Raw genomic sequence first — 26,821 nt, 5'->3', positions numbered from 1 at the left:
ACGATGTTCGATTCCATCCACAACGTCAACGACTTTCTCTCCGAGCACTGGCTCGCCGAGGTCTTTCCGTCATCCCTGAAAACGCTGACGCGGCAATGGAAGGAATGGTCCGAGCAGGGTAAGTCCACACCGGTCAAAGGACTCACGGCGATCGCGGCCCGCTACATCAAAGACCTCGGCGACCTCCCGGAGGGAGGCGAGACGCTCACCGGAAGGGTCTCGGAGTTGCACGCGGTGCTGCTCGATGCCGTTGGCCTCAAAGCAGATCCGGTCATCCTCGAAACCAGACAAGCCGAAACGCCCATGGACGTGCCGCTGCTCGCGCGATATCCGAGTGCCACCACCACCGACTCTCTCCACATCCTGCAGGCATACCCCGTCGACAACGCCGATGCGCTGTTCGGTGGCGAAGCCGAACTTGTGGAACCGCTGACCATCCACCACAGCAGCGAGAAACTCCAACCCCTTTGTGGTGTCAGCGAAGCGATCACCCAGGTCTTTGTCAGCGACGACGCGCCCCGATACCTGATGGTCGTCGCCGGGAGCGTGGTGCTCCTCACCGATGTCGCCCGATGGTCGGAGGGCCGCTACCTCGCCTTTGACGTCGCCACTGCCCTGGACCGACGTGACGACAAGGCCAACGGCGAACTGTCCTGGCATGCCGGCCTGTGGTCGGCCAATGCTCTCCTACCCGACGAGGACGACGGCAAGGCCGAACTCGACCGGTACACCGAGAGCTCTGAAAAACACGCCGTCGGCGTGAGCGAGGACCTCCGCGAAGGTCTCCGGATCTCCATCGAGAAGATCGCCAACGAAGTGCTCACGCGGCGACGCGAAAAGGGCCTCGCTGTCGACGGCATCCCGGAACTGCCGCGAGATCTCACCACTCAGTCGCTACGGTTCCTCTACCGAATCCTGTTCCTGCTCTTCGCCGAGGCACGACCCGAACTCGGAGTGCTCCCGGTCGGAACGCCCGAGTACGAATCCGGCTACGGACTGGATCGGCTACGTGAACTCGTCCAGGTACCGCTCACCGGACGCTCCGCCGACGGGCACCATCTCCACGACTCCCTCGACCTGCTCTTCACGCTCGTCAATACGGGCCACAACCGTGGTGGCCGCGACACGGACGGTCTCGTGTTCGAGCCCCTACGCTCCGACCTGTTCGACCCCGCGAAGACACCGCTCGTCGACGGCGAGGGCATGCGGATCAGCAACCGCGTACTCCAGGAGGTCCTGAACCTTCTCCTGCTCTCGAAACCGTCAAAGCGCAAGGGTTCTCAGCGCGGCTACATCTCCTACGCGCAGCTGGGTATCAACCAGCTCGGTGCTGTGTATGAGGGCCTGATGTCCTACAGCGGACTCATCGCCACCGACGACATGGTGGAGGTGGCCAAAGACGGCAACGCCGACAAGGGATCGTGGCTGGTTCCGTCCAGCAAGTCAGGCGACTACGACGAGAAGGACATCGTCTGGCGCGAGGACCGGCTCACTGGCCGCAAGGACATCGTCCGACACCCCAAAGGCAGCTTCGTTTTTCGTCTCTCGGGGCGAGACCGCCAGCGAAGTGCCTCGTACTACACCCCCGAGGTGTTGACGAAGTGTGTCGTCAACCATGCTCTGGCCGAACTGATCACTGACGACACGCGGGCGCAGGACATCCTCGAGTACCGTATCTGTGAGCCGGCGCTGGGCAGTGGTGCGTTCCTCAACGAGGCCATCAACCAGTTGGCCGCCGAGTACCTTAAGCGCCGGCAGGACGAACTCGAAGAGCCGATCAAGCCGGAGAAGTACACCGAAGAACTGCAGAAGGTCAAGGCGTACCTGGCCCTGCACCGTGCCTACGGTGTCGACCTCAACTCCACCGCCGTCGAGCTCGCCGAGGTCTCGTTGTGGCTCAACGTGATGCACAGCGGACTGCAGGCACCGTGGTTCGGTCTGCACCTCCGACGCGGCAATTCTCTGATCGGCGCTCGCCGCGCAACGTACGATCTCACCGCCCTCGGTAGGGCAAAGAAGAGTTGGCTCAAAACACCGCCCGTCGACCGGCCGCTGTCGGAAGGCGCGATAGGCGACGGCGAGATCCACCACTTTCTGCTTCCCGCCGACGGTTGGGCCGCAGTCGCAGATGCCAAGCAGGCCAAGGAGCTGGCGCCGGAAGCCGCAGCGGCGCTTCGTGAATGGCGCAAGGGCGTCATGAAGAAGCCGAGTCAGAAGCAAGTCGAGCGGCTCAAGGCGCTGGCGACGCGCGTGGAGCGCCTTTGGGCGTTGGTTTTGCGTCGCATGGAGATCAGTGAGGAGCAGATCTCTAGGCACATCGATGTCTGGGGAGCCGAGATCCCGACGACCGAGGACGCGATCCCTCGCGAGAAGGTAGAGGAGGATCTACACAACCCAGACGGTCCGTACGAACGGCTGCGCCTGGCCATGGATGCGTGGTGTGCATTGTGGTTCTGGCCGCTCACTGGATCAGGGGTCGGCGACGAACAAGGTCATCCTGGACCGCCGGATCTCGATGAGTGGATCGTGACTCTCGAAGAGCTGTTGGGCGCTGCCGGAATCAAGAAGGTCGACAAGGACCAGGGTTCATTCCAAGATCTTGCCGAGGGTTACGAGCAACTGGCGGAGATCGACCAGCGGGATCGAGAGTTTTCCGGCATGCGATCCATCCTCGATTTGGTGGTCCGTCATCAGTGGCTGGGCACGGCGCGTGGGATCGCGCAAGATCAGGGATTCTTTTACTGGGAGTTGGACTTTGCGCAAGTCTTCCAGAGGGGAGGTTTTGATCTGCAGGTGGGTAATCCGCCGTGGGTGCGGCCGAAATGGCTCGATGACGTAACACTGGCGGAAATAGACCCTTACTTTCTCCTGCAAGAAAAGATCTCAGCGAGGTCTTTTAGCGAGCGACGTGCACGAGTACTGGCTGAGCCGAACGCGGCTAGCAGCTATATTGCGGACCTAGCTGCCTGGGCTGGAATGGCAGAATCGCTTGGGTCCACAGTTGAACACCCTGTTCTCGCGGGCGTTCAGACCAATCTGTACACCAATTTCATGGAACGTGTATGGAGGAACTCCGGTGGGCGTAGCGTGGCCGGACTCATTCACCCCGAGACGCATTTCACTGATCCAAAGGCTGCTCCTCTTCGGCGGTCGACCTACCATCGGTTGCGGCGCCACTGGCAGTTTGGGAATAACCTGCTTCTTTTTGAAGACGTCGACAATAACATATCCTTCGGTATTTCAATATACGGCGCAGATGGGCCCGTTCGATTCTTAAACATGTGTACTATTCAGGATCCATCGACGGTTAACGCATCGCTTGCCGCGCAGGATGGAGTAGGCGAGATTCCTGGAACTCAGTTCCCTTGGGGAGGATGGGATTTGCGGCCCCACCCATCACGTGTGAGCATCGTGGATGAGCGTGTTCTACGTGAGTGGGCCAATCTCTTCGATCCTCCCGGGACCACGGCGGTGGAGGCTCGGCTATTACGGCCGCTGACCCGGCACCATATCGACGTGTTGAGAACGTTGGCGCTGCAGGACCGCAGAATGGCTGACCTTGGATATAGGTGGACGCGGTGTTTCGACGAAGACAAAGGCAAGCGTGATGGGTATATCGAATGGAGAACTTCCACTCCGGCGTCCTGGCCGGAGGTCGTTTACCAAGGACCCAATTTCACCGCTGCGACGCCGCTGGTTCGCCAACCTAATGTCCCATGCAAGTCCAACAAAGACTGGACACTCTTCGACCTCGAATCCCTCCCAGAATCGGTGATCCCACGAACCAACTACCAGCGCGCCTGCGACCGCGACACCTACGACGCCGGTATTCCGAAGTGGGGAGATCGGCCCGCGACGGACTTCTGGCGGGTGGCGTGGAGGCGGATGACCCAACCGGGGTTGGAAAGGTCACTGCACGCAGCCCTTGTCAGACCGGGGGTAGCACATGTACACACAGTCAACTCGTTGACTGTGTTTACATGTGCTACCACCTGTAAACAGTTGTCGAGCCCTGACGGGCTTTCCGATGTACGCAAGACGGCGCTTGTCGCGGGATTGTGGGCGTCGCTTCCCTTCGATTACTTGGTCAAGGTCAGTGGCAAGTCCGACGTTCAGGCAGAACTCGTCGACCGGTTCCCGGCCCCCGTCGATCACCCAGCAGCCCAACAACTCCTCCTTCGCACGCTGCGCCTGAATTGCCTGACTCGCGACTACGCAGAACTCTGGGATGTCCTGTACGAGAAAGAGTTCACCAACGATTCGTGGACCGCACCATTTGGCTCGTTGTTGGACCCACTCGGAATAAGCACGCGTAAGTGGACGATGAAGACCCCACTCCGCACCGACTTCGAGCGCCGTGCAGCGCTCGTCGAGATCGACGCACTGTCGGCGCTCATGCTCGGTCTGACCGCTGAACACCTCGCCCTGATGTTCCGCGCGCAATTCCCGGTGCTGCGCAAGTACGAGTATGAAATGTACTTCGATCGGAACGGGCACAAGATTGCGAAAGACCATCACGCACAGGGGGTTCACCAGCAGAAGGACGACTACAAACTGCTCCAGGCATGGATGAATGGCGAGGACTCCGGCGACCTGCTCGACCGCTACACGCCGTTCGCTCCCGACGAGGCCCACGAAGAACCCTGGTTCTACAAGCCGGACCGTGAAGCCGAGATGCGCGCAGCGTATGCCGACTTCGAACAGCGATTGGCCATCGGCGAATGACCGCACCGAATCCGAGCCTCCCCTCGCTGCTTGCGCTGGAGACCCAGGACTCGATCGTCGAGTATCTCTCGACGACGTTCGCGCTCTCGGATCCCGAAGCGCAACAGGCACTTCGTACCTTCCTTGCCGATCCGCAGACCGGGATCTTCCGCGGCCCTTACCTCAAGATCCGCACGCCTTACCAGCCCGTCGGAACCGGGTGGGTGTCACCGCTGGAGTGGATGCCACGAGGCTTCCGTCCCTTCCAACATCAGGCGGAGGCCTTTCGGCGGCTGTCGACGAACGGCACTGCGGCGCAACCGACCATCGTCACCACCGGCACCGGCTCGGGAAAGACCGAGTCCTTCCTCGTACCACTCCTGGACCATTGCCGCCGCGCCGTCGCACGCGGCGACAAGGGCATCAAGGCCATCATCCTGTACCCGATGAACGCCCTTGTCACCGACCAAGCCCGCCGTCTGGCGCAGTACATCCATGATGATGACCGCCTGGCGAGCGTAACGGCGGGTGTCTACATCGGCGGCAGCGGCAAACGCAAACAGCCGAGCGGCCACGCCCTCGTCGACCACCGCGAGACCTTGCGTGAGAACCCACCGGACATCCTGCTCACCAACTACCGCATGCTGGATCTACTCCTGTTGCGCCGCGCAGATTCGAGTCTGTGGGCCAATGCGGCTCTCAGCCTGCAGTACCTCGTCCTCGACGAATTCCACACCTACGACGGCGCCCAGGGCACCGACGTCGCCATGCTCATCCGCCGCGTCGGCGCCAAGGTGGGCGTGGCCGGCGCAGGTGGCCCACTCGGCCGGATCACACCCGTCGCGACCTCCGCGACCCTGGGAGGCGGACCCCAGAGTGTCGCCCTTCGAACCTTCGCCGAAACCGTCTTCGGAACCACCTTCGGTCCTGACTCCCTCGTCGGCGAGACATCCCTCGCCGCGACCGACGTGGTCAAAGAGGTCGACTTCACCCTCGACATCCCGTCCGTCGACGACATCCTCGCGGTCCCGGCACCGGTCAGCGACGACCCGACCACCTGGGTGCCGCTCGCAGAGGCGGTCCTCGGCTCTGCCGCAGCACAATCCACCGATCTGAGCGATCCGGTCGCGATCGGTGATGCCCTCCGCAGACACTTCCTCACCCGCGTCGTCATCGACGTCCTCGGTGACGCCCCCATGACCGTTGCCGACGCGGTGAACGGCGTCGCACAGGCCGGCATCCTCCCATGGGGTGTCCACAACTCCACCAACCCCGGAGAAGCCCAGACCGCACTCCTCCGGTTCCTCGCCCTCATCTCCATCGCACGCACCTCCGACAACACCGGAGCGCTACGACCACTCGTCAACGTCCAGGTGCAGACATGGGTGCGTGAACTCAGCCGAATGATGCGCACAGTCGGCCCAACGCCCGAGTTCCGCTGGTGGCACGACGGGCCCATCGAAGGACAGCGTCTCCTGCCCGCCACATACTGCCGCGTGTGCGGGCGAGCCGGCTGGATGGCCGCCACCACCGAACTCGGCGACAACCTCGCGGGCGAGGCCTCCGCCATCTGGCGCAACAGCGCCCGCCCCGGCAGCCGCGCCAAGACACGCACACTGCTCGCCGCCACTGCCGACGAAGAAGGCGTGCGTTACCTCGACCCCGAAACCCTCGAACTCCACGCCGCATCCGGAACTGACACCATCGCGGTCCACGTCACTCCGACCGATGAGGACGCCGCCAACGAGGTCTGCCCATCCTGCGGCGCCCGAAACGCCGTCCGCTACATGGGGTCGAGTGTCGCCACGCTCCTCAGCGTCGGTCTCACCACCGAATTCGGCTCGCAAGTCCTCCCGGACGACGAGAAGAAGACCCTCGTCTTCACCGACTCCGTACAGGACGCCGCCCACCGCGCCGCATTCATCGAGGGGCGCGCCTTCGCCTTCAACTTCCGCTCGGCATTGTTCCGTGCCGCCAGCGCCGACCGGCTGTCCCTGGCCGACGCCGGAGCAGCGCTGGGCGCCACCACGGCCATCGATGAACTGTATGCCCTCACCCCACCCGACTTCAGTCGGCGACTCACCAACGACGCCGACTGGCTCGACCATGACAACGGGCCGCTCCGATCGTTGCTGGCAACCCGCCTCGCATTCCAGGCACACCTCGAATCCGGCCTCGGCTCCCGAACCGGCCGCACCCTCGAACTGACCTCATCGCTCGCCGTCGACATCGACGTCGACCTCGATACCTACGCACGCCTCAGCCACGACATCCATGAAAACCTGCCACAACTGAGCCTCGGCGGCGCGCTCGTCGAGAGCATCTATCGCCCTTGGCTGTTCGGAGTACTCGAGCACCTGCGCATCGGCGGCGGGATCATCCACCCCTGGCTCGCGACCTACCTCAAGGACGAAGGAAAACGGTGGTCCATCTGGGGTGGAAGCACCGACGGCATGCCCAAATTCCCGCGCGGACGACCGGCCCCGTCCTTCTACACCACCGGGCCCGCCGGAGACACCGACTTCCAATCGCTGAGCCCGCGTGGCGAATCGTGGCTCTCCGACTGGACCAAACGCTGCCTCGGCGTCACCAGCGGAGAGGCGAGAGCACTCCTGCTCGGGGTCGTCGACCAGATGGCAAGCGATACCGGGCCCCTGGCCCGCAGATCCGGTGAGAAAGGATCACAGCTCTACGGCCTCACACCGCAAGCGGTGATCCTCGACCCATCCGACATCGTCTGCCTGGAATGCCCGACGTGTCATCACGTCCAGCCCGCGGCAGGGAACCGACTCGCCCTCTGGCACGGAGCGCCCTGCCCCCGGATGCGATGCACCGGACGACTCGAACCCCGTGCGGTGGAGGAGTCGAACTTCTACCGGAGCATGTACCGCAGTGGTCGCATTCGCCGCATCGTCAGCGCCGAACACACCGGCCTCCTCGAGCGCACGGAACGCGAAGAGGTCGAAACCCGGTTCAAGGTCGGCGGTTCCGCATCTGATCCCAACATCCTGGCCTGCACCCCCACGCTGGAACTCGGCATCGACATCGGTGACCTCAGCACCGTCGCGCTGGCCTCCCTGCCCCGGTCGACGGCCAACTACCTTCAGCGTGTCGGGCGAGCCGGACGATCCACCGGCAATGCCTTCGTCCTCGCCGCGGTACCCACCTCGCCGCGCGACCTCTACTACTTCGCACAACCCGAGAACCTCATCGCCGGAGAGGTCATGCCGCCAGGGGCGTACCTCGAGGCCACCGAACTCCTGCAACGCCAGTACCTCGCCTTCTGCTTGGACAAGATTGCCGGAGAACGCCTTCCGATCACAACGCCCATGCCGACCAAGCTCACCGAATGCCTCGACCACGGCATGGACGACGGGCACTGGCTGCGTTCGGTGGTCGACACATGCGTCAACCACGCCGACACCCTGACCGCCGAATTCTCCGCACTCTTCGGCGACAACATCTCCGACGATGCCCGCCTACATCTGCGGGACTTCGCCGCAGGAGGAATGCGCAACCTCGCCGCCGAGACCGCCGCCCGCTGGGTCTCCGACACCGACGAAATCCGCACCCGCATGAGCGGACTATCGGAAACCATTGCGGCACTGGACAAACACGGTCATCTCGACGACGCCCAGAAGGAGGACCGCAAGCGCTGTGCCGGCGAATTCCGCGCTCTCAGTGAACAACTCTACGAACGTGGCAGTATCGAGACCCTCACCGGACTGTCCGGTGTCGGACTCCTCCCGAACTACAACCTCCTCGACGACGCGACCACTCTCGACATCCACCTGTGGTGGACCACCGGTACTCCCGGCGGACAGCCCCAAACCGAGGCGCTTGATCTCACCTACGAGCGGGGCAGTGCCACCGCCCTCACCGAACTTGCACCCGGCGCATACTTCTACGCGGGTGGTAAGCGCGTCGAGATCGACGCCATGGACATCGGACCGTCGACCAAACCCCACTGGCGCCGAACCCGTCTGTGCCCCGACTGCGGTTGGGGTACAACCGCACCCGACGTCGTGCAGATGTGTCCACGGTGTCATTCCGGGGCGGTCGCCGACTCCGGCTCCGTGCACAACGTCCTTGAGCTGCGCAAGGTGTCGGCGGTCCACCGCCTCGACGATGTCCTCATCGACGACGAAACCGAGGACCGCACCCGAACATTTTTCGGAACCGTCACCGGCGTCGACATCGAACCCCACGACATCGCGCATGCCTGGCGACTCACCGACGCCATCTTCGGTGCCGAATACGCACGAACGGCCACCATCCGAACGATCAACACCGGATACGGCGACGCGCCCGGTGAGACCATCACCATCGCCGGCGACGAACGCAACGCACCCGGTTTCACCACCTGCCAACACTGTGGCGTCGTCGCATCACGCTCTACCCGAACCGAGGACGTCCGCCACCGCGGCTACTGCATCACCCGGCGCGGCGGCACCGAGACATGGACGCGGCTCCTGCTCTCCCACGAACTGCGCACCCAAGCGGTTCGACTCCTACTCCCCGTGTCGTTGCTGAACTTCGAAACCACCCTGGCCTCCTTCAAGGGCGCGCTGCTCCTCGGACTGCGCAAGGACTTCGGCGGCGATCCCCAGCACCTGTCGGTGGTGGCGTCCAGCATGACCGACAACGAAGGAGCCACCCGCCGCTTCCTGGTTCTGCATGACACCGTGCCCGGCGGCACCGGATACCTCGATCGATTCGGCGAGCCCGACCGGATGCGCCACATCCTCACCCTGGCCCGGGATGCGCTCGCCGAATGCCCTTGTCGTACCGAAGAACTCCGTGCCTGCCACCGATGCCTGTACGGAGTACTGCCGGCACGAGACATGACCCACGCCTCGCGTGAATCCGCCCTCCGGCTCCTCGAGGACTTCCTCGGCGGATGGCAGGTCGAGCAGATCGGGACCGTTACCGGCATCGACATCGGCACCGTTCAACTCAGCGAGTTGGAGATCCGGTTCCGGGAACTGCTGAAGACGCTACTCGAGAGCCGTCCAGGCGCGTCGTATGAGATCTCGGTGGGCACCAACGGCGAAGAACTCGACATCCGCATCCCCGGTCCCGACCAGCAACCCCGACGGTGGCGTATGCGGCCACTCGTCCAGGTGGTTGCGTCGGGTGTCGCCACCGAACCGGATTTCCTGCTCACGAGGGTCGACGCCCAGACTGCCGACGTCGCGATCTATCTCGACGGCAAGCAGTTTCACGCGAGCGTCGAGCACAATCGCACTGCGGATGATGCCCGTAAACGCGACGCGCTGCGACGAGACGACACTCGTGTCTGGTCGATTGCGTGGGACGACGTCACCGCCCTCGAATCCGGCAACGCCAAGAACCGGTCGCAGGATATCGTCCACCAGCACGTCAAGAACGCTGCCGCCGAGCAGGTTTCCGACCCGCGGATCAAGTACCTGTGGGACAACCCGATCGAGTTGCTCGTCGAGTACCTCGCCGATCCCGACGCCGACGTCTGGGGTGATGGCGCCGCGGCGACCGCGTTGGCACTGGTGAACCCGTCGGATAAACACGGGTCCGGTGAGCCGACTTTCACGGGGCCGGGGCAACTCGCGAAGATGCTCGTCGATGTCGCAGCCGGTACATCCACGCATCCCGACGCATCCGGGACCATCATGGTGGTCCCGCGACACGGCCTGAGCGGTCTGCCCATCCTGATCTGTGCCGATCCCGAGAACTTCGAACCGACGCTCGGGGTCTTCACACTCCTCGACGACTCCGACGAGGCCGTCGGCGGGAAGATGCACGACAACCAATGGCGAGCGTGGCTCCGATGGGCGAATCTGCTTCAGTTCGTATCACTTCCACACTTCGGTGACCTCCTGCCCCAGCGGATGGCGGCGATCTGGACGACGAAGTCCCTCGCCGACTTCCTCGCTGTGCCCGTCCCCTTGGCAACCACCGCGGCGAGTCGCGGCGACATCATCACACCGCTGTCCGGAGAATGGAAGATCGTCCACGAATACGCCGACCCTGCCGTGGCCGGCCTCGTCGAGAGCCTCGCTGACTCCGGGGCAGCGATCCCCGAAGTCGGACTGGAGCTCGGCCCCGACCAATCCATCTGGCAGGTGGAACTCGGCTGGGAAGAACCACGGATCGCCGTCGTGACCGATATCGTCGACGACCGGGATGGATGGCTCGAGGACAACGGCTGGCGTGTATATCGCGTAACAGACGAGCCCGATATCGGTGTGGTGGACGATGTCGTCGGCGCAGTGACAGGAGGACAGTGATGACGCGATACGTGCAAATGCACGAGATGTTCCAGGAGTCCTACGACAAACTCGACGGAAGCATCAAGGGCAAAGTCCTCAACTTCATGGTGAAGCTCCAACAAGACCCGGACGCCACCGGACTGGACTTCAAGAAGCCCAAAGGGGCCGCCAACAAGTACATCCGAACCGCGCGTGTCAACGACAACTACCGGGCCGTCCTCGTGGACCCGGGCGGCGATTCGTCGCTGTACCTCATCTCGGTGCTGACCCACGACGACGCTTACGACTTCGCCGGCAAGGTCACCCTGCAGGTCAACAAGAAGACCGGAGCTGCGGAGCTGTTCGACCATGTGGCACTTGAGGAGGCGATCGGTAAGGCGACGACTCCCACATCGGGATCCGACGCTTCCTTCATGCCCTCAACGGTGAAGCCGATCGACCTCGAACGTTTCGGCGTCGAGGCGGAACTTGCCGAGAAGTTGACCAAGGTGGTTGGTGAGAAGGCGTTTCTCGCCATCGCCGAAGCATTGCCCAATACCCAGGCCAACGCGGTGCTCGATCTCGCGTTCGGGAAGAGTCCCGATGAGGTGTGGAGTTCCTACGCCATCGACGAGCCCGGCCCCGTCGACCCCGACGACATCCAGAAGGCACTCAAGCGCCCTATCTCGCAGCTCAACTTCACCGCCGCGGCCGGTGACAACGAGGCCGAACTCCGGGCGGTACTCGAAGGCGACTTCGCCAAATGGCGCGTGTGGCTGCATCCGCTGCAACGCAAGCTTGCAACTCACGATGGGTGGAATGGTCCCTTCCGGGTCACCGGCGGCGCCGGCACCGGGAAGACTGTCACTGCGCTGCATCGCGCCCGTCACCTTGCCCATCGGCTGGACGAGGAGAACAGCGCCGCCAAGGTGTTGTTGACAACCTATACGCGAAACCTGGTGCGCGCCATCGAGGCACAGCTCATCGAACTCGCCGGCAAGGAGATCACCCAGCGGGTGGAGGTCCTCAACGTCGACGCACTGGCACGCAAGGTGGTCGCATCCACCGACAATGGTCGCGCTCTGGTCACCTCCTCGACGCTGGTCCACGACGGCGATCCACGGGTCACCCAGCTGTGGTCGGTCGCCGCGCAGCAGTCCACCGAGGGCTGGGAGCCGGCCTTCCTTTCCGATGAGTGGTCCCTGGTGGTGTTGGGGAACTCGATCGAGACCGAGACCGCATATCTGCGGGTGGCCCGGAGTGGCCGCTCCCAACGACTCTCACGCCCTCAGCGCGCCGACGTGTGGAAGGTGATCGAGCATTTCCAACGCCTGATGAGGGCCGATGGACTGATCACCTTCACCGAACTCGCCGCACGCGCGGCGTCGGCACTCACCGCCGACCCCAAGCTGCGGGAGAAGTTCGGGTACCGATTCGCCATCGTCGACGAGGCCCAGGACCTCCATCCCGCTCACTGGAAGATGGTGCGTGCTCTGGTCCCGCCCGACACCGACGATCTCTTCATTGTCGGTGACGCGCACCAACGGATCTACGGTCGGCCGACACCTTTGTCGCGCTACGGAATCGAGACGCGTGGACGCTCACGTCGGCTGACCATCAACTACCGCACCAGCCGCGAGATCCTGCGGTGGACCCTGCAGGTGGCCGATCCCGATGTCGACGACCTCGATATCGACTCCGAGGACCTCCAGGGCTCCCGATCGGTCTTCGGCGGCCCTGCACCCGAGATGGCGGGTTTCGATAGTGTCGCGTCCGAGAACGCTGGTATCGCGGCGTTCATCCGGAGGTGGGAAGCGGAGGGCTTGGGAGCCTCCGGTATCGCTGTCTTCACCTACGAGAAGCGCCATGTCGACGACATCGTGCACGCGCTGGCCGCCGAGGGGATCAAAGCCGCGGCCGTCGGTTCGAACACGGCCGAGGAGAAGCTGGGAGATACCGTCCGGGTGATGACGATGCACCGGGCCAAGGGCCTGGAGTATCGCGGGGTGGTCTTGGCGAGGTTGGGGGAGAAGGAGTTTCCGCCTGCACCAATTGCACGCAAGAAGGGTGACGACCTCGAGCGTGAACTGAAAAAGCTTCGCAGCGTGCTCTATGTCGCGGGTTCCCGGGCGCGCGAGCGGATGGCTGTGACATACGTGGGTGAGCCCGCGAGACTTCTGACATGACCGAGTCCATCGACGTGGACGAGCAGACGGTCTTCGAACTCGACGATTCGCAACGAGCCGTGGCCGAGGCGCCCGCTGATGCGCGATTGTTGGTGATCGCCGGTGCAGGCCAGGGCAAGACCGAGGTCGTGGCGTCACGCATCCAATACCTGGTGGAGGAAGAAGACCTGTCGGCATCCACCGAGATCATGGTGCTGAGCTTCTCCCGAGCTGCGGTGCAGGCTGTTCGCACGAGGCTCGAAGGACACGACATCGCGCGTACCGACGTCCGCACCTTCGATTCGCTGGCGTCATACCTGTTGTCGCAGAACGGACGAGAACCCGTCGGCGGGTTCGACAATCGAGTTCGACAGGCGACCCAGCTGCTGGATGACGACTCCGACGAGATCGAGGGGATCGAGGATCTCCAACACCTCGTACTCGATGAGGTCCAAGATCTCGTGGGTGATCGGGCGGAGATGATTCTGGCGCTACTCCGTCGGATCCCGGAGTCGGCCGGCTTCACCGCCCTCGGTGATCCGTTGCAGGGCATCTACGACTTCACTCTCAAGGCGTCGCGGAGCAAGACCACGTCGGACGAATTCGCCGCTCAGCTCACGGATGTCTTTGGCGCCGAGAAGATGACGTTGGCGCGGAATTACCGGGCGCAGGGGCCGTTCCCCATCGGGGTGGTGGACTTGGGCAATCAGCTGCGAGGCCAGCGAGAAGCCGACGCGGCGGCGGAGACGGTCGCACGGTTCGAGAAAACCTTGCCCCACTCAGGTGTGATAAAGAACTGGAAGTTCCTCGCCGAAGCGGAATCCGGGCGGACTGCAGTCCTGTGCGCGACCAACGGTGAGGTTCTGCGTGTTTCGCGGTTTCTCACCGAGCAGGGAGTGGATCACGTCGTTCGTCGACAGGCCAGGGATTTCGGCGCAGCTCGGTGGATCGCGGGCGTCTTCGAAGACTTTGCCGGGCCGGAGGTCGACCGGGACAGTGTCCAATCGGTGATCGAGAAGAAGCTGGCACAGCGGCTACGTGAGGAGGCGTGGTATCTGCTGAAGGGAGCCGAGGGGCGTTCCCGCACGATGTACCAGCTGAACCTGCCGCGTGTGCGCAGTCTGATTGCCACGGGCTCAATTCCCTTGACACTGACCGAGCCCGATGAATCCCGGGTGATCGTGTCGACGATTCACCGTGCCAAAGGGCTTGAGTTCGAACGTGCCTTCTTCGTGCACCCGAACAGTCCGATGGGTGATGAGAACGAATGGCCGGCATTGCGTCAGAAGTACGTGGCACTGAGCCGGGCTCGCGACGAGGTGGCTGTCCTCGATATCCCGACCGGTTGGATGTGGTTCGACAAGCGCAACGGACGGCAACGAGAGCGGCGAAAGAGTAAGCAGGGCAAGAAGTACAGCGTAGCAATCGAGTTCGGGTCCGGGGATGTGCTCGCCGGCCGGCCACTGTCCGGAGACGCCGCCCGTGTGCGTTACATGCAGCTGTCCCTGACGGAGGCGTCGCCGGGTGAACCGGTTACCGGCGTTGTCGATCCCGGCTACTCGACAGACGATGTGCCGGTCTTCGTTTTGCGCACCGATGCCGGAGACGAACTGGGGATCACGAACGAGTGGTTCGGACGCGCTGTCGCCGACGAGTTCGGCTACCGCTTCCGCGACGGATGGGACGGCGCCGCAATCGAAGGACTTCGCCTGGTTGCGGTGGAAACAGTCGCCGGGGACCCCCGATTGACCGAAGACGCGGGGCTGGGCTCGTCGGGATTGTGGTTGGTGCCCAGGGTTTTCGGGTTGGTGACGCCGCGCGCGCCGTGAGGATCAGCCGGCGGACTTCCGCCGCCGAAACCGTTCCCGAACCTGCTCGAGCGTTTCACCGGTTCTCTCGAGTCGCCAATCACGCCAACCGTTTCGGCTGGATCCCACCGCATCGGACAGCGCTCCTGAAGGGCTGTCATATTCGCGGTTTCCGACGAGGATCCGGCCTGCTCGGCCGATCCTGGCCGCGAAGGAGCGGCCTTTGCGAGGCTGCTCGTGATACACGGTGTCGCCCTCTTCGATGAAGCCGGCGAGCATCAGATCATTGATGGTCTCCTCGTATACCGCCCTGGGACCTGTCCCGTTGCTGGTCTCAGGCGCTGCGTTCGAGAAGTCGGGTTCGACGTTCAGCTGACTTGTGGCCGGGGCGTCGATGTCCGGCGCCGGTGTCGGCACCTCGCCGGGTACCTTCTCGATGTACAAGGTTCCGGCGATCTCGCGAAAGGCGTAGCCGACCAGGGGGTCTTGCGTCAAGACCTCGAGAGATCCGCCCTCAATGGGCGCTATCCGTGACATGCGGTCCTCGACCCGCGACACCGATCCGACAGGTAGATCTTCGAAGAACTCCTGGATCTCCGTCCACGCCTCGTCGACCCAGGTGGGCGCGTCCGATGGGGCCTCCTCCTCGACGTCGTCGTCCGGCGCGGCGGTTGTCGGTGTATCGGGATGTGGCCATGTCCGGCAGAAACCGTCTGCGAGACGAGAGCCGCGAACGGTGATCTGAACCCCCGAAAGTGATTCGGGGAGTTGCTGGTTCAGCTCGAGATCCGAGCCCGACAGGATCGCGCGGCGAGCGGGCCAGTCGGTTGCCCTCGACAGGTCGCGCGACCGCGGAAACAGCGTCAAGTTCCCCAGGGCACCGCGGAGTGTGTCGTCGATGTCGTCGCTCGCAGTCGCGAGTAATACATGCTCCAGAGAATCGAGATCGGGAATCTGGTGTGTGTCCGAGCGGAGGCCGCGCTCACAGCCGCGCAGCACCATACGCATTCGGGCGCGTGTGAGGTTCTTGAAGATCGGCGCGGATATCAGCGCGTCACGAATCTCGGCGTCGGTCGGCCATCGTCCGGATTCCGACGTGTTCTCAAGGAAGAACGTCCGTACGGTCGGTGCGAAAGGCGTGGCGCTGCGCTGCAGGATCTTCAGGAGATCGAGCAGCATTCGGTTGTAGTTCTTGCTGGTCGACCGCAGCACGGCACGTCGCACCAGCCACGACTCGATGTATCCGTAGGCCTCGGCGCGATCGGCCTCATCTGTCCGACGATCCAGATAGAGAACCACCGGCGACAGGACCGTGGTGTCCAGCGTCTCGGCTGTCTCGAGGAGTCGGTCGTGGGCGTCGTCGCCGGAGCGATCCACGATGCCTCGGTAGAGGTCGCTGCACTCGGCGATTTCCTGTGTGAGCGCGACGAGATCGTCGCGCGACATGCCCACGGACACATCCTTGAACCGGTTGAAGAGGCCGGTGGCCGACACCTCGTCGCCGGTGCGCATGGTGAGGTAGTGGGCGAAGAACGCGTCGACGCGCGTCCTGATCAAGCGGCCCTGTCTGACCTCTTCCTGCCAGAACGGGGTCTCTAGGCGACGCCAGTGATCGTCGAAGATCTGCTCGACGTCCGCACCTGCGCGTTCCAACTGTTGGAACAGTGAGTTCTTGACGAGGTCGCTGGGCAGCAGCGGCGTGCCGCGGTCGTTGAGGCTTTCGAAGATCACCTGCGCGTTGTCGTTGGCGGTGAGTTCGATGACGACCAGTTGTAGACCGATCCGCAGTGCGTCGACGAGCGACTTGATTGCCGCGCGGTCCGACTCGTTCTCGGTGAGCCAGGTCAGTGTCTCCTCGTAGAAGAACTGGTATGCGTCGGCGAGACGTGAATCGGGCTCATCGTCCGGCTGGGTGTGGTCGACGATCGAAGCGAAGACCTCGCGGTCGCGGAGGGTGGGCCACACCTTGTACGGGGCGAAGGCCTCCGTCGAGAGCTGATCTTCATTGGTGACCAGTTTGTTCAGGGCTTTGATGAAGACGCGTTCGACCTGGGCGGTGGTGAAAGCGTCACGGATGGCACAGAGCGCGATTTGGAGGGTCGTGATGCGCTGTTGCCCATCGATGACCTGCAGCACGCTGATATCGGCGGAGTCCTTGTCCGTGGAATCGAGGACCACCGCGCCGAGGAAGTGTGGTTCTGATGAGGTGTCGGTCGACATGGACTCGGCCATGGCGACGATGTCGGCCCACAGCGGTTCCCAGTTGCGAACCCGGTTCCACACGTAGGGTCGTTGGAAGACGGGTACGACCAGGCATTGCTCGCCCTCGAACAGTTCGCGGACAAGCTTCCCCTCGGCCTTCATGGTGGTGAACCTCGTCAGTGTCAGTTGATCTAATACTTTGAAGTTCAAACCTAGCGGACGGCGACGACAGGGGACACGGGACAATGCAGACACTCGGTGATTCGGTTCTGGGCGAGATCACTCGAGTCGGTCCGCTGACATCCGTTGAACTGGCCGAACGCCTTTCGCAGACTGTGACCGCGGTGCAGAAGGTTCTCCTCGACAACGACCAGGTATTCGTTCAACCGCCGGAAGGTGCCGACGAATGGCGTGTCGTCTCATCGGATGATCTTGCCTCGCGGTTGGGTATGAATCGACCGTTGCGGCCCTGGCAGGTGGAGGCCTTTCAGAAGTGGCTCGCTGCCGGCCGGTCCGGCGTCATCGAGGCGGTCACCGGCGCGGGAAAGACAGACGTCGGCATCGCGGCCATTGCCGAGGCGCGGCGTCGGGGAGTGCCCGCGTTGGTCCTGGCCCCGGACCACGACCTCGTCGACCATTGGCGCAGCACTCTCGAGGGGGCGTTTCCCGGTGTGGAGATCGGTGCACCCGATGGCTCGAAAGCGCTCGCGATTCGCGAGCAGATCGTCGTCACCACAGTTGCAGGACTGGGCAAGCGGCACCTGACGGCCTTCCGAGACACTGGGTTGCTGGTCGTCGACGAGATCCAACGCCTCGGCGTCGCCGACTACACCGACGTCGTCTTCCCGCGTCAGGAGATAACCGAAAAACTAGGCCTGACTGCGTCCTACGAATGGTCGAATCCGCAGGCCGAACGGATTCTGCGACCGTACTTCGGCGTGCTGATCGAAGGCTGCGACTATCGCCGTGCGATGGACGAGGGGATCCTCGGCGAGCCGTTGGTGCTGACGGTCGGCGTTCGATTCTCAGTTCCTGAGCGGGAGGAGTACGACGGGCTCACCGCGCGCATCGACCGTGCCGAACGCAAACTCCGCGACACCGGCGTCGATCTCAGCGGTGGCGTGTACGAGACCGCGCGTGAAATCGACTCCGGTTCGCTCGTCGGTGAGATCAGTTTCCTGGCGCGTGAGTACCTGGAGGCTGTGGACGCCCGCAGGTGGGTTCTATCGGAATGCAAGTCGAAGGTGGCGGCTGTCGAAGTGATCGCCCGCGGCGTTGTGGACGCACGCCGAACCACCGTCTTCACTGCGTCGCACGAGATGTCGGCGGCAATTGCCAAGGCCGCCCGTAACTCTGGCGTTGTCACCGACGCCGTCCCGGAGAACGGCGACATCGCATTCACGCTCGGTCGTTACGCGAGTGGCTCGGTTGATGTGTTGGCCACTTCTCGGTTGCTCGATGAGGGTGTTGCCGTGCCGATATCGCAGGTGGGCGTCGTGACGGCCTCTGCCCGCAGTCGTGCACAGATGCTGCAGCGGATGGGTCGCGTGATTCATCCCGCGGAGTGGGCCGGGCGGACCGCGATGGTCGTCGTGTACGTGAACGCGACGATCGAGGACCCCGATGTGGGTTCGACCGCGGACACGTATCTCGACGAGCTGTTCACGGTGGCAGCCGAGCGCGATGACCTCGATCCGCGTGACGCTGCTTGGCGGCTGACTGAGTGGCTCACGCCGACCGCGGCGCCCAGCGATGCCGCTGAGGCGGATGAGCCGACCACTGTGGTCGCGCCCCCCGCGTGGAATCCACGAGACGCAATCCTCGATATCTTCGCCGAGCATGAAGGGATCGTGACATGGCGTGAGCTGCGCGAGCTCTTGCCGGATCTCGAAGTCGAACAGGCTCTTATGCAGGGCTTCGACGACATCACCTGGATGCGGATCGGTGACGAGACGGTCGGCGTCGTTGGTGGCCAAACCGGCACTGTGGACGATCGCGTCGTCGCACTCGACACATTGGCGCAGACCTTCAACGCCAATAGAGAGGAGTCGTTGCAGCAAGCGGGGATTCAGGCTCGGCTGGGTGATCGCTCTCTGGTACTCGGTTCGATTTCTGGTGCGCGTCTATCCGAGCTGTGGGTGGCGCTCGGCGGTCGAGTTGCAGAGTTCGAAGAGGTAGAGCAAGCCGAGGATTCGGGATCGGACGACGCGGTCCAAGTGCCCGACGACGCGTCTGATTCGGATAGTTTGGAGGCGCAGGCTCCCATCGGGCCGGCGCTCCGTGCCGTGATCGAACAGATGGAAGCCCAGGGCTGGACGGCGCGGACATCCGGCGAGCATTCGCGTGGAACACTCCTCGTCAGCAATACGCAGGGGCAGAGCAGGGTGGTCCGCGTACACAGCGGAGCCGGAGGAAGCTGGCGGATCAGCACTCAGGACCAGCACTTGTGGCAGGGGAGTGGGGAACACGACGCAGTGGTCTTCCTCGATCAGAGCGAAATGCCCCCCGCTTTCTACATTGCGCCTGTGGGGCCGTACTCGAAGCGAGTGAAGCATGTCATCGATGCGCGGGCAAAGAGCAATCCCCGGGAACGTCACGACGCCCATATCAACATCGAGGCATGGGTCGTCAAGGATGGACTCGGGCGCTGGGATCTGCTGCGGCTGTCGGAACCCGAAAACACCTCGACCGTTTCGGCGACACCGATCGGTGTGCCGACACCCGCAGAGGTGGCTGCCCGCACCGCAGGGGCGCGGACGGTCTCGACCACGACGATTCCCCTTGAGTCGGAAGCACAATCGGATGCCGAGTCTGAGCAAGAACAGGTGCCGGTATCAACGACACCTGGCTTGGTGTGGGAGGAAGGCCGATTGCGCGTGGTCCTCGACTACGAGGGATGTCGGGTGGTCGGTTTCTTCGACCCCGAGTCAGCGGAGTTGCAGATCGTTCTGGCGCAGGGCGCGGCATCGTTGTCCGGCAGAAGATTCCGCAATCCGGCGGTTGCTGCAGGCACTGTCAAGTCAACGATCTCCAACAAGACGGTGTTCGGTGTCGGCTTCAATGATTGGGTGGTTGATGAGAACACGCGAGAGACGTTGGCGGGGTATCTGACCGAGGCGGGCGGGTGACGGATCTCAGCGGTGCGCGACGGTGTCTCTCCTGGGGGCGCCGCCGCTGTGTTGGCATGCGGCAGAGTTCCCCGTGCACAGTCTCTGGCTGGAGCTGACGGGCCGGACCACCGAAAGCCTCCACACCGGATGGCTGCACGCGAAGTGGTGGCGTTTGCTACGCGGGACGTAGGCAGTCGTGAACTGGACTGTACGGAATTCGAAGGTCGACTACGGTGGATCTGGCATTGGCGGGAGAAGATTAGAGGACGAATGGCGCTGACTGATTACCAACTCGGCGGACTGCTGGGCAACGGAGGCCAAGGGCAAGCGTGGGAGGCTGAGGCGCCAGACGGCGCTTCCGTCGCGATCAAACGATTCTTCCCCAAAGTGGGCCCGGAATCGTACGAGGAAGCTTTGGATAGGTTTCGACGCGAGTATGAGATAACAGCGAATCTCTCGCACCCAAACATTGTGCCGATACTGGAGGCCGAGATTGACGGTGATGCGCCCTATTACGTAATGCCGAAAGCGGACGGTTCACTACGCGACATGATCGATTCGAACCAGGGCGGGTTGGAACTAGATCATGCACTGAGTTTGTTCAGAAGTATCTGTGAAGGTATGGCATATGCGCACCGCCAGGAGAGGTTACACCGCGATCTAAAGCCAGAGAACATCCTAATTTTCAGCGGCATTCCCGTAATCTCTGATTTCGGATTGGGTCGACGCATCGATTCTGCGTCTTCCACATTAGCAAAAAGCGTAGCAGGTGCGGGTACTGATTACTACGTGGCGCCAGAACAAGTCCGGTCGCTCCACGATGCCGTGAAGCAGTCAGATGTGTATTCGCTGGGAGTGATTCTCTTTGAAATCGCCACACCATACTCATTTCGGGATGCTCACGCCATGTCCGACGAGTGCCCCGCCCCGGTCCGAGCAATAGTGTATAGGTGCTTGGAACACGCGCCTCAAGATCGTTACGCGGATGCAACAGCGTTGCTAGACGCAGTCACGAGAGCAGTTTCGCGGCTGCAGCAGCCGATGCCTGCTGGGTCGCCGAAAGCGCGGGCTGAAGGTTTAATAGCTCGAATTAAATCCGAGGGCACGGCGTCCGCGGGTGATTTATCCGAAAGTTTGCTCGAGATATTTGAGCATAACTCATCGGATCTCGAACTTCATCGATCGACGTTTCCGGAATTTCCCATTGTGGCGATAAGGGAGCTGAAACAGACGGGCTTGGAGAGGCGCTTCTTTGCAGTATTGAGGCACTACGATGAGGAGCTCGCTTCGCGCAACAGTTCATTTGAGTACGCGGATTCGATTGCTCTCCTTTATAGTAATTGTGCCTCCATCTTTGACTCCTTTGGGATACGCAGGCTAATGTTGAAGCGGACGCTCGCCCAGGCAGTTGACTGCCATCGATTCTACGCTCGTAAGATATTTTTCGAGATGGTATCTCAGAGCTGGATCGATGCGAGTTATGAAGAGTACTTGCTTGAAGCCGTCCAGGATCTAACGGAGGACGGTCTAGCCTTCTTGAAGGAAACCGCTTCGCGATTCTCGCTACCGCAGGGCCTGGCGGATGAACTCATCTGATCTGATCTGAACGATTCGGTAGTTGGTTGGCGGTGTCCAGTGGGGAGGCTGGCCATTTACTTAATGAATCGGCAAATGGTATCCGCTGGCAGCTCGATCTTGCGCGATAGCATCTTGCTAGCCGAAGCAGGGTCGCGATAGTTCACTCTGTGAGTGCCTCCTAAGTCTTCCCGTTCCAGAGATACTCGAACTCGTTGAACGCCAACTGATTATCGAAGTTGGTGATGTTGTCCTTGACGTCGAGAATGAGGCATGCGTCCTTGCCGCCGTTGCGGGTTCCGCGGAGGCCGCGTCCGACCATCTGCTGATACATGTTGGCGCTGTACACGGGGCGGGCGATGATCACCGCACGAGTTGCCGGCGCGTCGAATCCTTGCGACAACACACCGTAGTTGGTGATGACGCGGATGTTCTGCTTGCGGAACTCCTCGATGCTGCGTCTGCGATCGGCAACCGGGGTACCGGAATCGATTGCCACCGAGCGAATCCCACGGTCGTTGAGTTTCGCGGCGAGAACCTTGGCATGGTCGACCGATGTGGCGAACACCAGCACAGGCCAGTGGTCCGGCAGCGCGGTGATCCGCTTGATCAGTTCGGAATTGCGCGCCTCGTCGGCGGCGAGGCGGCGTTCTGCACTCTTGGGGAGCACGCCATTCATCTTTGCGGCCTCGGCGAGTTCGAACTCGGAAAGCCGCAGTAGCGCGCCCTCCAGCTCCGTATGCTCAACGCGCGAAAGGATGTTCAGTTCCTGCAGTCGTGCGATCGGATTGTCGCCGAGTACACCGTCGTCGAGACGATGATTGCCGAACCGGCCCGCGAGTCGGCGGGTGAGTTCGGCATCATTTCGGAATGGAGTGGCGGTCAGGCCCACGAGGTTGCGATGCGTCTTGCTTCTGGTGAGACCCAACAACTCGAGGATACGTGTGTATCGGGGAGATGTGGCGCCGTGCGCCTCGTCGACGATCACCAGTGAGGCGCTGCGAAGCCATTCGCAGTCGTCGGTGTCGAGTCGCTCATCGAGTTTGGCGTCGGTGGCGACGACCAGATGTGGGCGGCCTGTGACGGGTGTGGCCGAGTTGCCTCCCCAGAATCGGTCGAGCACCAGGTTGGTGACCGGTCCGACATGTTCCCACACGAACTTCCACGACTGAATGGCCTGCTCGCAGAGCTCGGCTGTCGGGGCAATCCACAGGATGGGCCCATCCGGCACCCCGGCCTGTCCGATCCAGCGGATCACCGCCTCAGCGGCGACACGGGTCTTACCCGCTCCGGTGGGGAGGCTGAGCATCGCGCGACTCGGTGTGGGTTCTGTGAGGAAGTCGACGAAGCGGCGTGCGATCTCGTCCTGGTAGGCGTGAAGTGCCGGAAAGTCCACCGGCCCATGGGCATCCTCACGCTGCGGCGGTGCTGGGATGCGCGCTCCCGCGAACGAGTCGGGAAAGCCCAGGTCAGAGACAAACTTTCGGGCGGAAGGGCCGCCGTCAAAGTGCGCCGGAGCCGTTTCGAAGGCGGCGCGAATATCGGCCGAGTACGCGCGAAGTACGGCATCATCGAAGGCGTTGTAGGCGAGTTCGGCGATGCGTTCGGGCCCGGGTTCGCGGCCTGATTCGTGCTTCTCGCTGGCGATCAGGCCGTCGGGGAGTCCCGCCCGCAGCTGGTCGCTCTCGACGAGAAGTGACAGCTTCCCGGAAATGGTTGACGCATTTCTGACACGGGCAAGCTGCTCTCGGAACTTCTGGGACTCAACCAGTTTCGCGTAGTGCTCGAGGAGCCGTTCACAGGTGCTCCGTCCGAGCCCGAACCCGAGGGTGCGGTCCACCGCCGCCATCTGGTCGAGCAGAGATAGATCGGCGCGCACCCAAACGGTATCGCCGTCACGGGCGCTCTCGAGCGCCTTCGGTGTTGCCCCGGACGGGGTTCGCGTGATCTCGTCGAGTTCCGAGCACACTTGTAGCGAGATGCCCCGAATTACGCGCTCACCCGGGTTGGTCTTGAACGCAGGTATGCGTCGGCGAGGGGAGACGCAGGTCCGACCAGAACCGGGCGGATCTCCTTCGCGATTACGTCGCCGTACCGGTGCATTCCCCATTCGGAGATCATGAACTCGGCTTGCTCGGCATCCTCGGGGTCTGCGACGAGGAGTGCGGGTTGCTGTTGGCGGACAAGCTCGTCGAACTCTGCGCGTTTCGTGGCGACGGCGACTTCGTGATCGGGTCGAAAATCCCAGTGCGACCCGATGCGACAGCGGACGCCGGGCTCCTCGTTGAGAAGATCGAGCGCAACCCGAATCAGGAGCGCATAGGACTTTCCGATGGCAGCGTCGTCGGTGCTTTGTTTGACCCGATCCAGCAATGCCTGCCACTCAGTGGGGCGAAGGTCGTTCACCGTCGAACGGAGTCGTAGTCGTTGGGCGAGGGCCGGTGACAATCGCGATACAGGAATGTAGTCCTTGAACTCGGCGAGTTCAGGCCCGACTGCGTCGCTCACGAGTTGCAGCCCGAGGCTGGTCTCGGTGTATCCGTACTTGCTGTAGAGCCACCGGATGGGTGAGGGAATCTCGGCACGCGTATTCGACTGTCGTCCAACCTGTCTCGTCCAGTTGATGACGAGACCCTCGGGCGGGGTGGACGCGATGAACTTGGCGCGCCCCTCGTCGGACAGTCGGCGGAAGACGCGAAGCGGTCCGGCGATGGCGCCGCCCTCGATCCGAAGCGTATCCGGCATGACACGTCTGCTGGTCCCGGGAAGTGCCGCGCAGTAGTCTTCGTACATCGTTTGCCGATAGTCGGCGAACCACTGCTCCGATTCACATTCGTGCCCGGCCATTTCGGGTCGATCCTTCATCCCGAGAGCGCGAAGCGTGGAGCGGTCGTCGGCGTGGAACGTCATGTCGACCGCGACGTCTCGGTCTCTCGATCCGTCGGCGGGAACGACGGGGCCGGGGATCAGGCAACTACTGGCGGCGACGAAGTCACCGGCGATGTTGCGTACTCGCAAAATGGTTGAGGCGTCGGGGTACTTGTCGAGGATGGCGCGGGTCTGACTGGCGCCGCCTGCGGTGCGCAGCAGCTGCCAGAACCGAGTCCAGTGATCGTCTGTGTATCCGCCGAAGCCCTGGTCGAGGATACTGCGGAAGCGTCCGTCCGGGTCGGCCTCGCGGATGCCCAGCTGATCGAGAATCCAACCCATGTCGGGGTCGTCGGCGATGGAATCGGCGACGTAGACGAGGTCGTCGCGCAGGACGTCGTCGGATGTTCGGCGAAACACGCTGCCGGGCAACGGGGCCACAAGGTTTTTGGATGACGTCAGCACGACCTTCGCCGATTTCGCTGCTGCCAGAAGCGTTCCGTTCCCGGCGATATCGTGGGAGAGGAGTCGACTGAGCACGCGCAGAGCGGCCTTCGAGCCTTTCTCCGACCCGTCGGAGACCAGTGCCTCAAGCCATTCGGTGATGGATGCGGGCTCCAGACCAGAAGACGCCTCGAGGACGTGCTTCATTTTGCCGCGCCGCAATCCGACGGCGTCAACCGAGTGGTGCACCCAGTTCTTGGGACGGCCGGGGTACTCGGACCACAGCTTCAACGTCACGTGTCCGATGTCATCGGGTCTGAATCTCAGAGCACCGGGTTCGCGGAGGCACCCATCCTGGTCGGGCAGCGAGGGATGTGCGGATGCAAGCTCCCACACCTTGCCGGTGAGGTACTTGCACGCCCAGTTCGGTGACTCCCGCGTCCGTCCGGGTAACAGCGCGAGATAGGCAGCCGGGTCCTGATCAATGACGAGTTCCGGGAGCGAGTCGATGACCAACTGTGCTGCGACATCCAACAACTCGCGGTTGAGATCTGCGCTGTCGAGGAGGTTCTGGCGATCCTCGTTGGTCTTCCACGCCGCATTCAGCGCCCCGCTGAGGGTCATCGAGTACTTCGTGGGGAAGTACGACCAGAAGGTGCCTCGTTCGCCCGGCACGGTCCACAGCGGCTCTTCACCGGAGCTGTCGGTCCGATAGTCGGGAACAGCCCAAGCGATGTCGAGCGTCGCACGATCGTGCAGCTCACCTGACGTGGCGCGCACGTCGTCGGTGACGACATGCTCGACAGCGAAGACGCGGTAGCGTTCGTCCACCGAGTGGAATCCGGTCCGGGACTGGTGAATGACCGAGACGTCACCGTCGTGGCCGATGGTCAACTCGCGGCGTACGACGGGAAGAACACTGCGGTCGTCGAGGACGACCGTCCCGACATGGGGCGAGAAGAGCTGGAACAGTGTGGGAAACTCCTGGGGCGTTGTTCCCAACTCAGCAGGAGCATGCATGCTCCGGTTCAACTGAGCGGCAGTACCCGGCACCAGTGGCAGGCGGACGACAGTCGTCGCCCACGCGAGGAGTGCGTCGAGAATGGGGTCTGCTGCCCGTTCTGAGGCAGGATCGAGTTGGCGCGCGAGTCGCAGCACCGGGGTGTCGGTGAGGTCGAGCCCGGGGAGCCCCTGCTTGGACCGGTCCTCGTTGACCGCGGTTCTGATCTCGTGGGCCGACCAGTCGGCGTCGAATCCGAAGGCTCCCGAGGTACTGAAGAACTGCGGAGACTTTGTCACGGACAGCACCGATTTCACACCGACACCGAAGCGTCCGATCTGTCCGCCGCGTTTGCGTGAGACGCCCATGCGGAGGATGGTGTCGGCGCCGGCGGGCGTGATCGGTGAGCCCTCGTTGGCGCAGTAGAGGTAGGTGTCAGTGAGAACAGCCTCGATGCGTCCGCCGTAGAACGCTGGTTGTCGCAGCTCATCGGCCGCGTTCTGGATCAGCTCGAAAAGCTGGCGATCACCGTATCCGCCTTGATGGATGCGCCGCTCACCATTGGCGTGCTCCTCAACCAATCCGGGATTGATCTCGTAGGTTCTCAGGGCCAGCGCCGTGAGCTGCCGCACGGTCTCGATGACATCCGCTGTGGTGTTCGTGCTCATTGCTACTACTCGCTTCTCGCTCGTAACCTCCACATCCCCGTGATGTGGGC

Annotated in this window: 9 protein-coding genes; 6 read left to right on the top strand and 3 right to left on the bottom strand. The window is 62.7% G+C overall.

All coding sequences use genetic code 11. The features are described 5' to 3' along the window. Window positions 1-3 precede the first annotated feature (3 nt). Genes ABLE94_RS20090 through ABLE94_RS20075 form a run of 4 tightly spaced genes read left to right on the top strand, consistent with a single transcriptional unit; the run spans window position 4 to window position 14,925 of the window. Window positions 4-4,725 (top strand): Eco57I restriction-modification methylase domain-containing protein, encoded by a 4,722-nt coding sequence (locus ABLE94_RS20090; RefSeq protein ID WP_348809649.1) that lies wholly within the window; start codon window positions 4-6, stop codon window positions 4,723-4,725. Next, complete coding sequence (locus tag ABLE94_RS20085; RefSeq protein ID WP_348809648.1) at window positions 4,722-10,970, top strand: DEAD/DEAH box helicase; 6,249 nt, start codon at window positions 4,722-4,724, stop codon at window positions 10,968-10,970. The genes ABLE94_RS20090 and ABLE94_RS20085 overlap by 4 nt, the downstream gene beginning before the upstream one ends. Next, window positions 10,970-13,117: a UvrD-helicase domain-containing protein gene (locus ABLE94_RS20080; RefSeq protein ID WP_348809647.1), complete on the top strand. Its 2,148-nt coding sequence runs from the start codon at window positions 10,970-10,972 to the stop codon at window positions 13,115-13,117. The genes ABLE94_RS20085 and ABLE94_RS20080 overlap by 1 nt, the downstream gene beginning before the upstream one ends. Beyond that, a complete protein-coding gene (locus ABLE94_RS20075) occupies window positions 13,114-14,925 on the top strand; it encodes a UvrD-helicase domain-containing protein (protein ID WP_348809646.1) in 1,812 nt (603 codons plus the stop codon). Before ABLE94_RS20080 ends, ABLE94_RS20075 begins: the two co-directional genes overlap by 4 nt. 3 nt (window positions 14,926-14,928) lie before the next feature. Here ABLE94_RS20075 and ABLE94_RS20070 read toward each other — a convergent pair whose 3' ends face one another. Next, window positions 14,929-17,268, bottom strand: a complete 2,340-nt coding sequence (locus tag ABLE94_RS20070) for a GmrSD restriction endonuclease domain-containing protein (protein ID WP_348809645.1) — start codon at window positions 17,266-17,268, stop codon at window positions 14,929-14,931. Between the two features lie 83 nt (window positions 17,269-17,351). Between ABLE94_RS20070 and ABLE94_RS20065 the strand changes: the two genes are divergently transcribed. Together ABLE94_RS20065 and ABLE94_RS20060 are read left to right on the top strand one after the other, a co-directional pair. After that, entirely contained in the window at window positions 17,352-20,234 is a 2,883-nt protein-coding gene (locus tag ABLE94_RS20065; protein ID WP_348809644.1) for a DEAD/DEAH box helicase, read from the top strand. A 252-nt stretch (window positions 20,235-20,486) separates the two neighbouring features. Beyond that, the gene (locus ABLE94_RS20060; protein WP_348809643.1) at window positions 20,487-21,812 is read left to right on the top strand and encodes a serine/threonine protein kinase; all 1,326 of its coding nucleotides are present in this window, start codon (window positions 20,487-20,489) and stop codon (window positions 21,810-21,812) included. Between the two features lie 160 nt (window positions 21,813-21,972). On the opposite strand, the gene ABLE94_RS20055 is transcribed toward ABLE94_RS20060, so the two are convergent. Together ABLE94_RS20055 and ABLE94_RS20050 are read right to left on the bottom strand one after the other, a co-directional pair. Next, a complete protein-coding gene (locus tag ABLE94_RS20055; RefSeq protein ID WP_348809642.1) occupies window positions 21,973-23,670 on the bottom strand; it encodes a DEAD/DEAH box helicase in 1,698 nt (565 codons plus the stop codon). A gap of 110 nt (window positions 23,671-23,780) precedes the next feature. Continuing rightward, entirely contained in the window at window positions 23,781-26,771 is a 2,991-nt protein-coding gene (locus ABLE94_RS20050) for a sacsin N-terminal ATP-binding-like domain-containing protein (protein ID WP_348809641.1), read from the bottom strand. Window positions 26,772-26,821 lie beyond the last annotated feature (50 nt).

This window comes from Gordonia sp. VNK1, assembly GCF_040049135.1.
Taxonomy (GTDB): Bacteria; Actinomycetota; Actinomycetes; order Mycobacteriales; family Mycobacteriaceae; genus Gordonia; species Gordonia oleivorans.
The sequence above is the reverse complement of the archived record's forward strand: the minus strand, read 5'-3'. Positions and strand labels throughout refer to the sequence as shown.

Excerpts from the sequence above, each read along its gene's own strand:
- ABLE94_RS20090 (WP_348809649.1), top strand. The coding sequence starts at position 4 with ATGTTCGATTCCATCCACAACGTCAACGACTTTCTCTCCGAGCACTGG.
- ABLE94_RS20085 (WP_348809648.1), top strand. The coding sequence starts at position 4,722 with ATGACCGCACCGAATCCGAGCCTCCCCTCGCTGCTTGCGCTGGAGACC.
- ABLE94_RS20080 (WP_348809647.1), top strand. The coding sequence starts at position 10,970 with ATGACGCGATACGTGCAAATGCACGAGATGTTCCAGGAGTCCTACGAC.
- ABLE94_RS20075 (WP_348809646.1), top strand. The coding sequence starts at position 13,114 with ATGACCGAGTCCATCGACGTGGACGAGCAGACGGTCTTCGAACTCGAC.
- ABLE94_RS20070 (WP_348809645.1), bottom strand. The coding sequence starts at position 17,268 with ATGAAGGCCGAGGGGAAGCTTGTCCGCGAACTGTTCGAGGGCGAGCAA.
- ABLE94_RS20065 (WP_348809644.1), top strand. The coding sequence starts at position 17,352 with ATGCAGACACTCGGTGATTCGGTTCTGGGCGAGATCACTCGAGTCGGT.
- ABLE94_RS20060 (WP_348809643.1), top strand. The coding sequence starts at position 20,487 with ATGGCGCTGACTGATTACCAACTCGGCGGACTGCTGGGCAACGGAGGC.
- ABLE94_RS20050 (WP_348809641.1), bottom strand. The coding sequence starts at position 26,771 with ATGAGCACGAACACCACAGCGGATGTCATCGAGACCGTGCGGCAGCTC.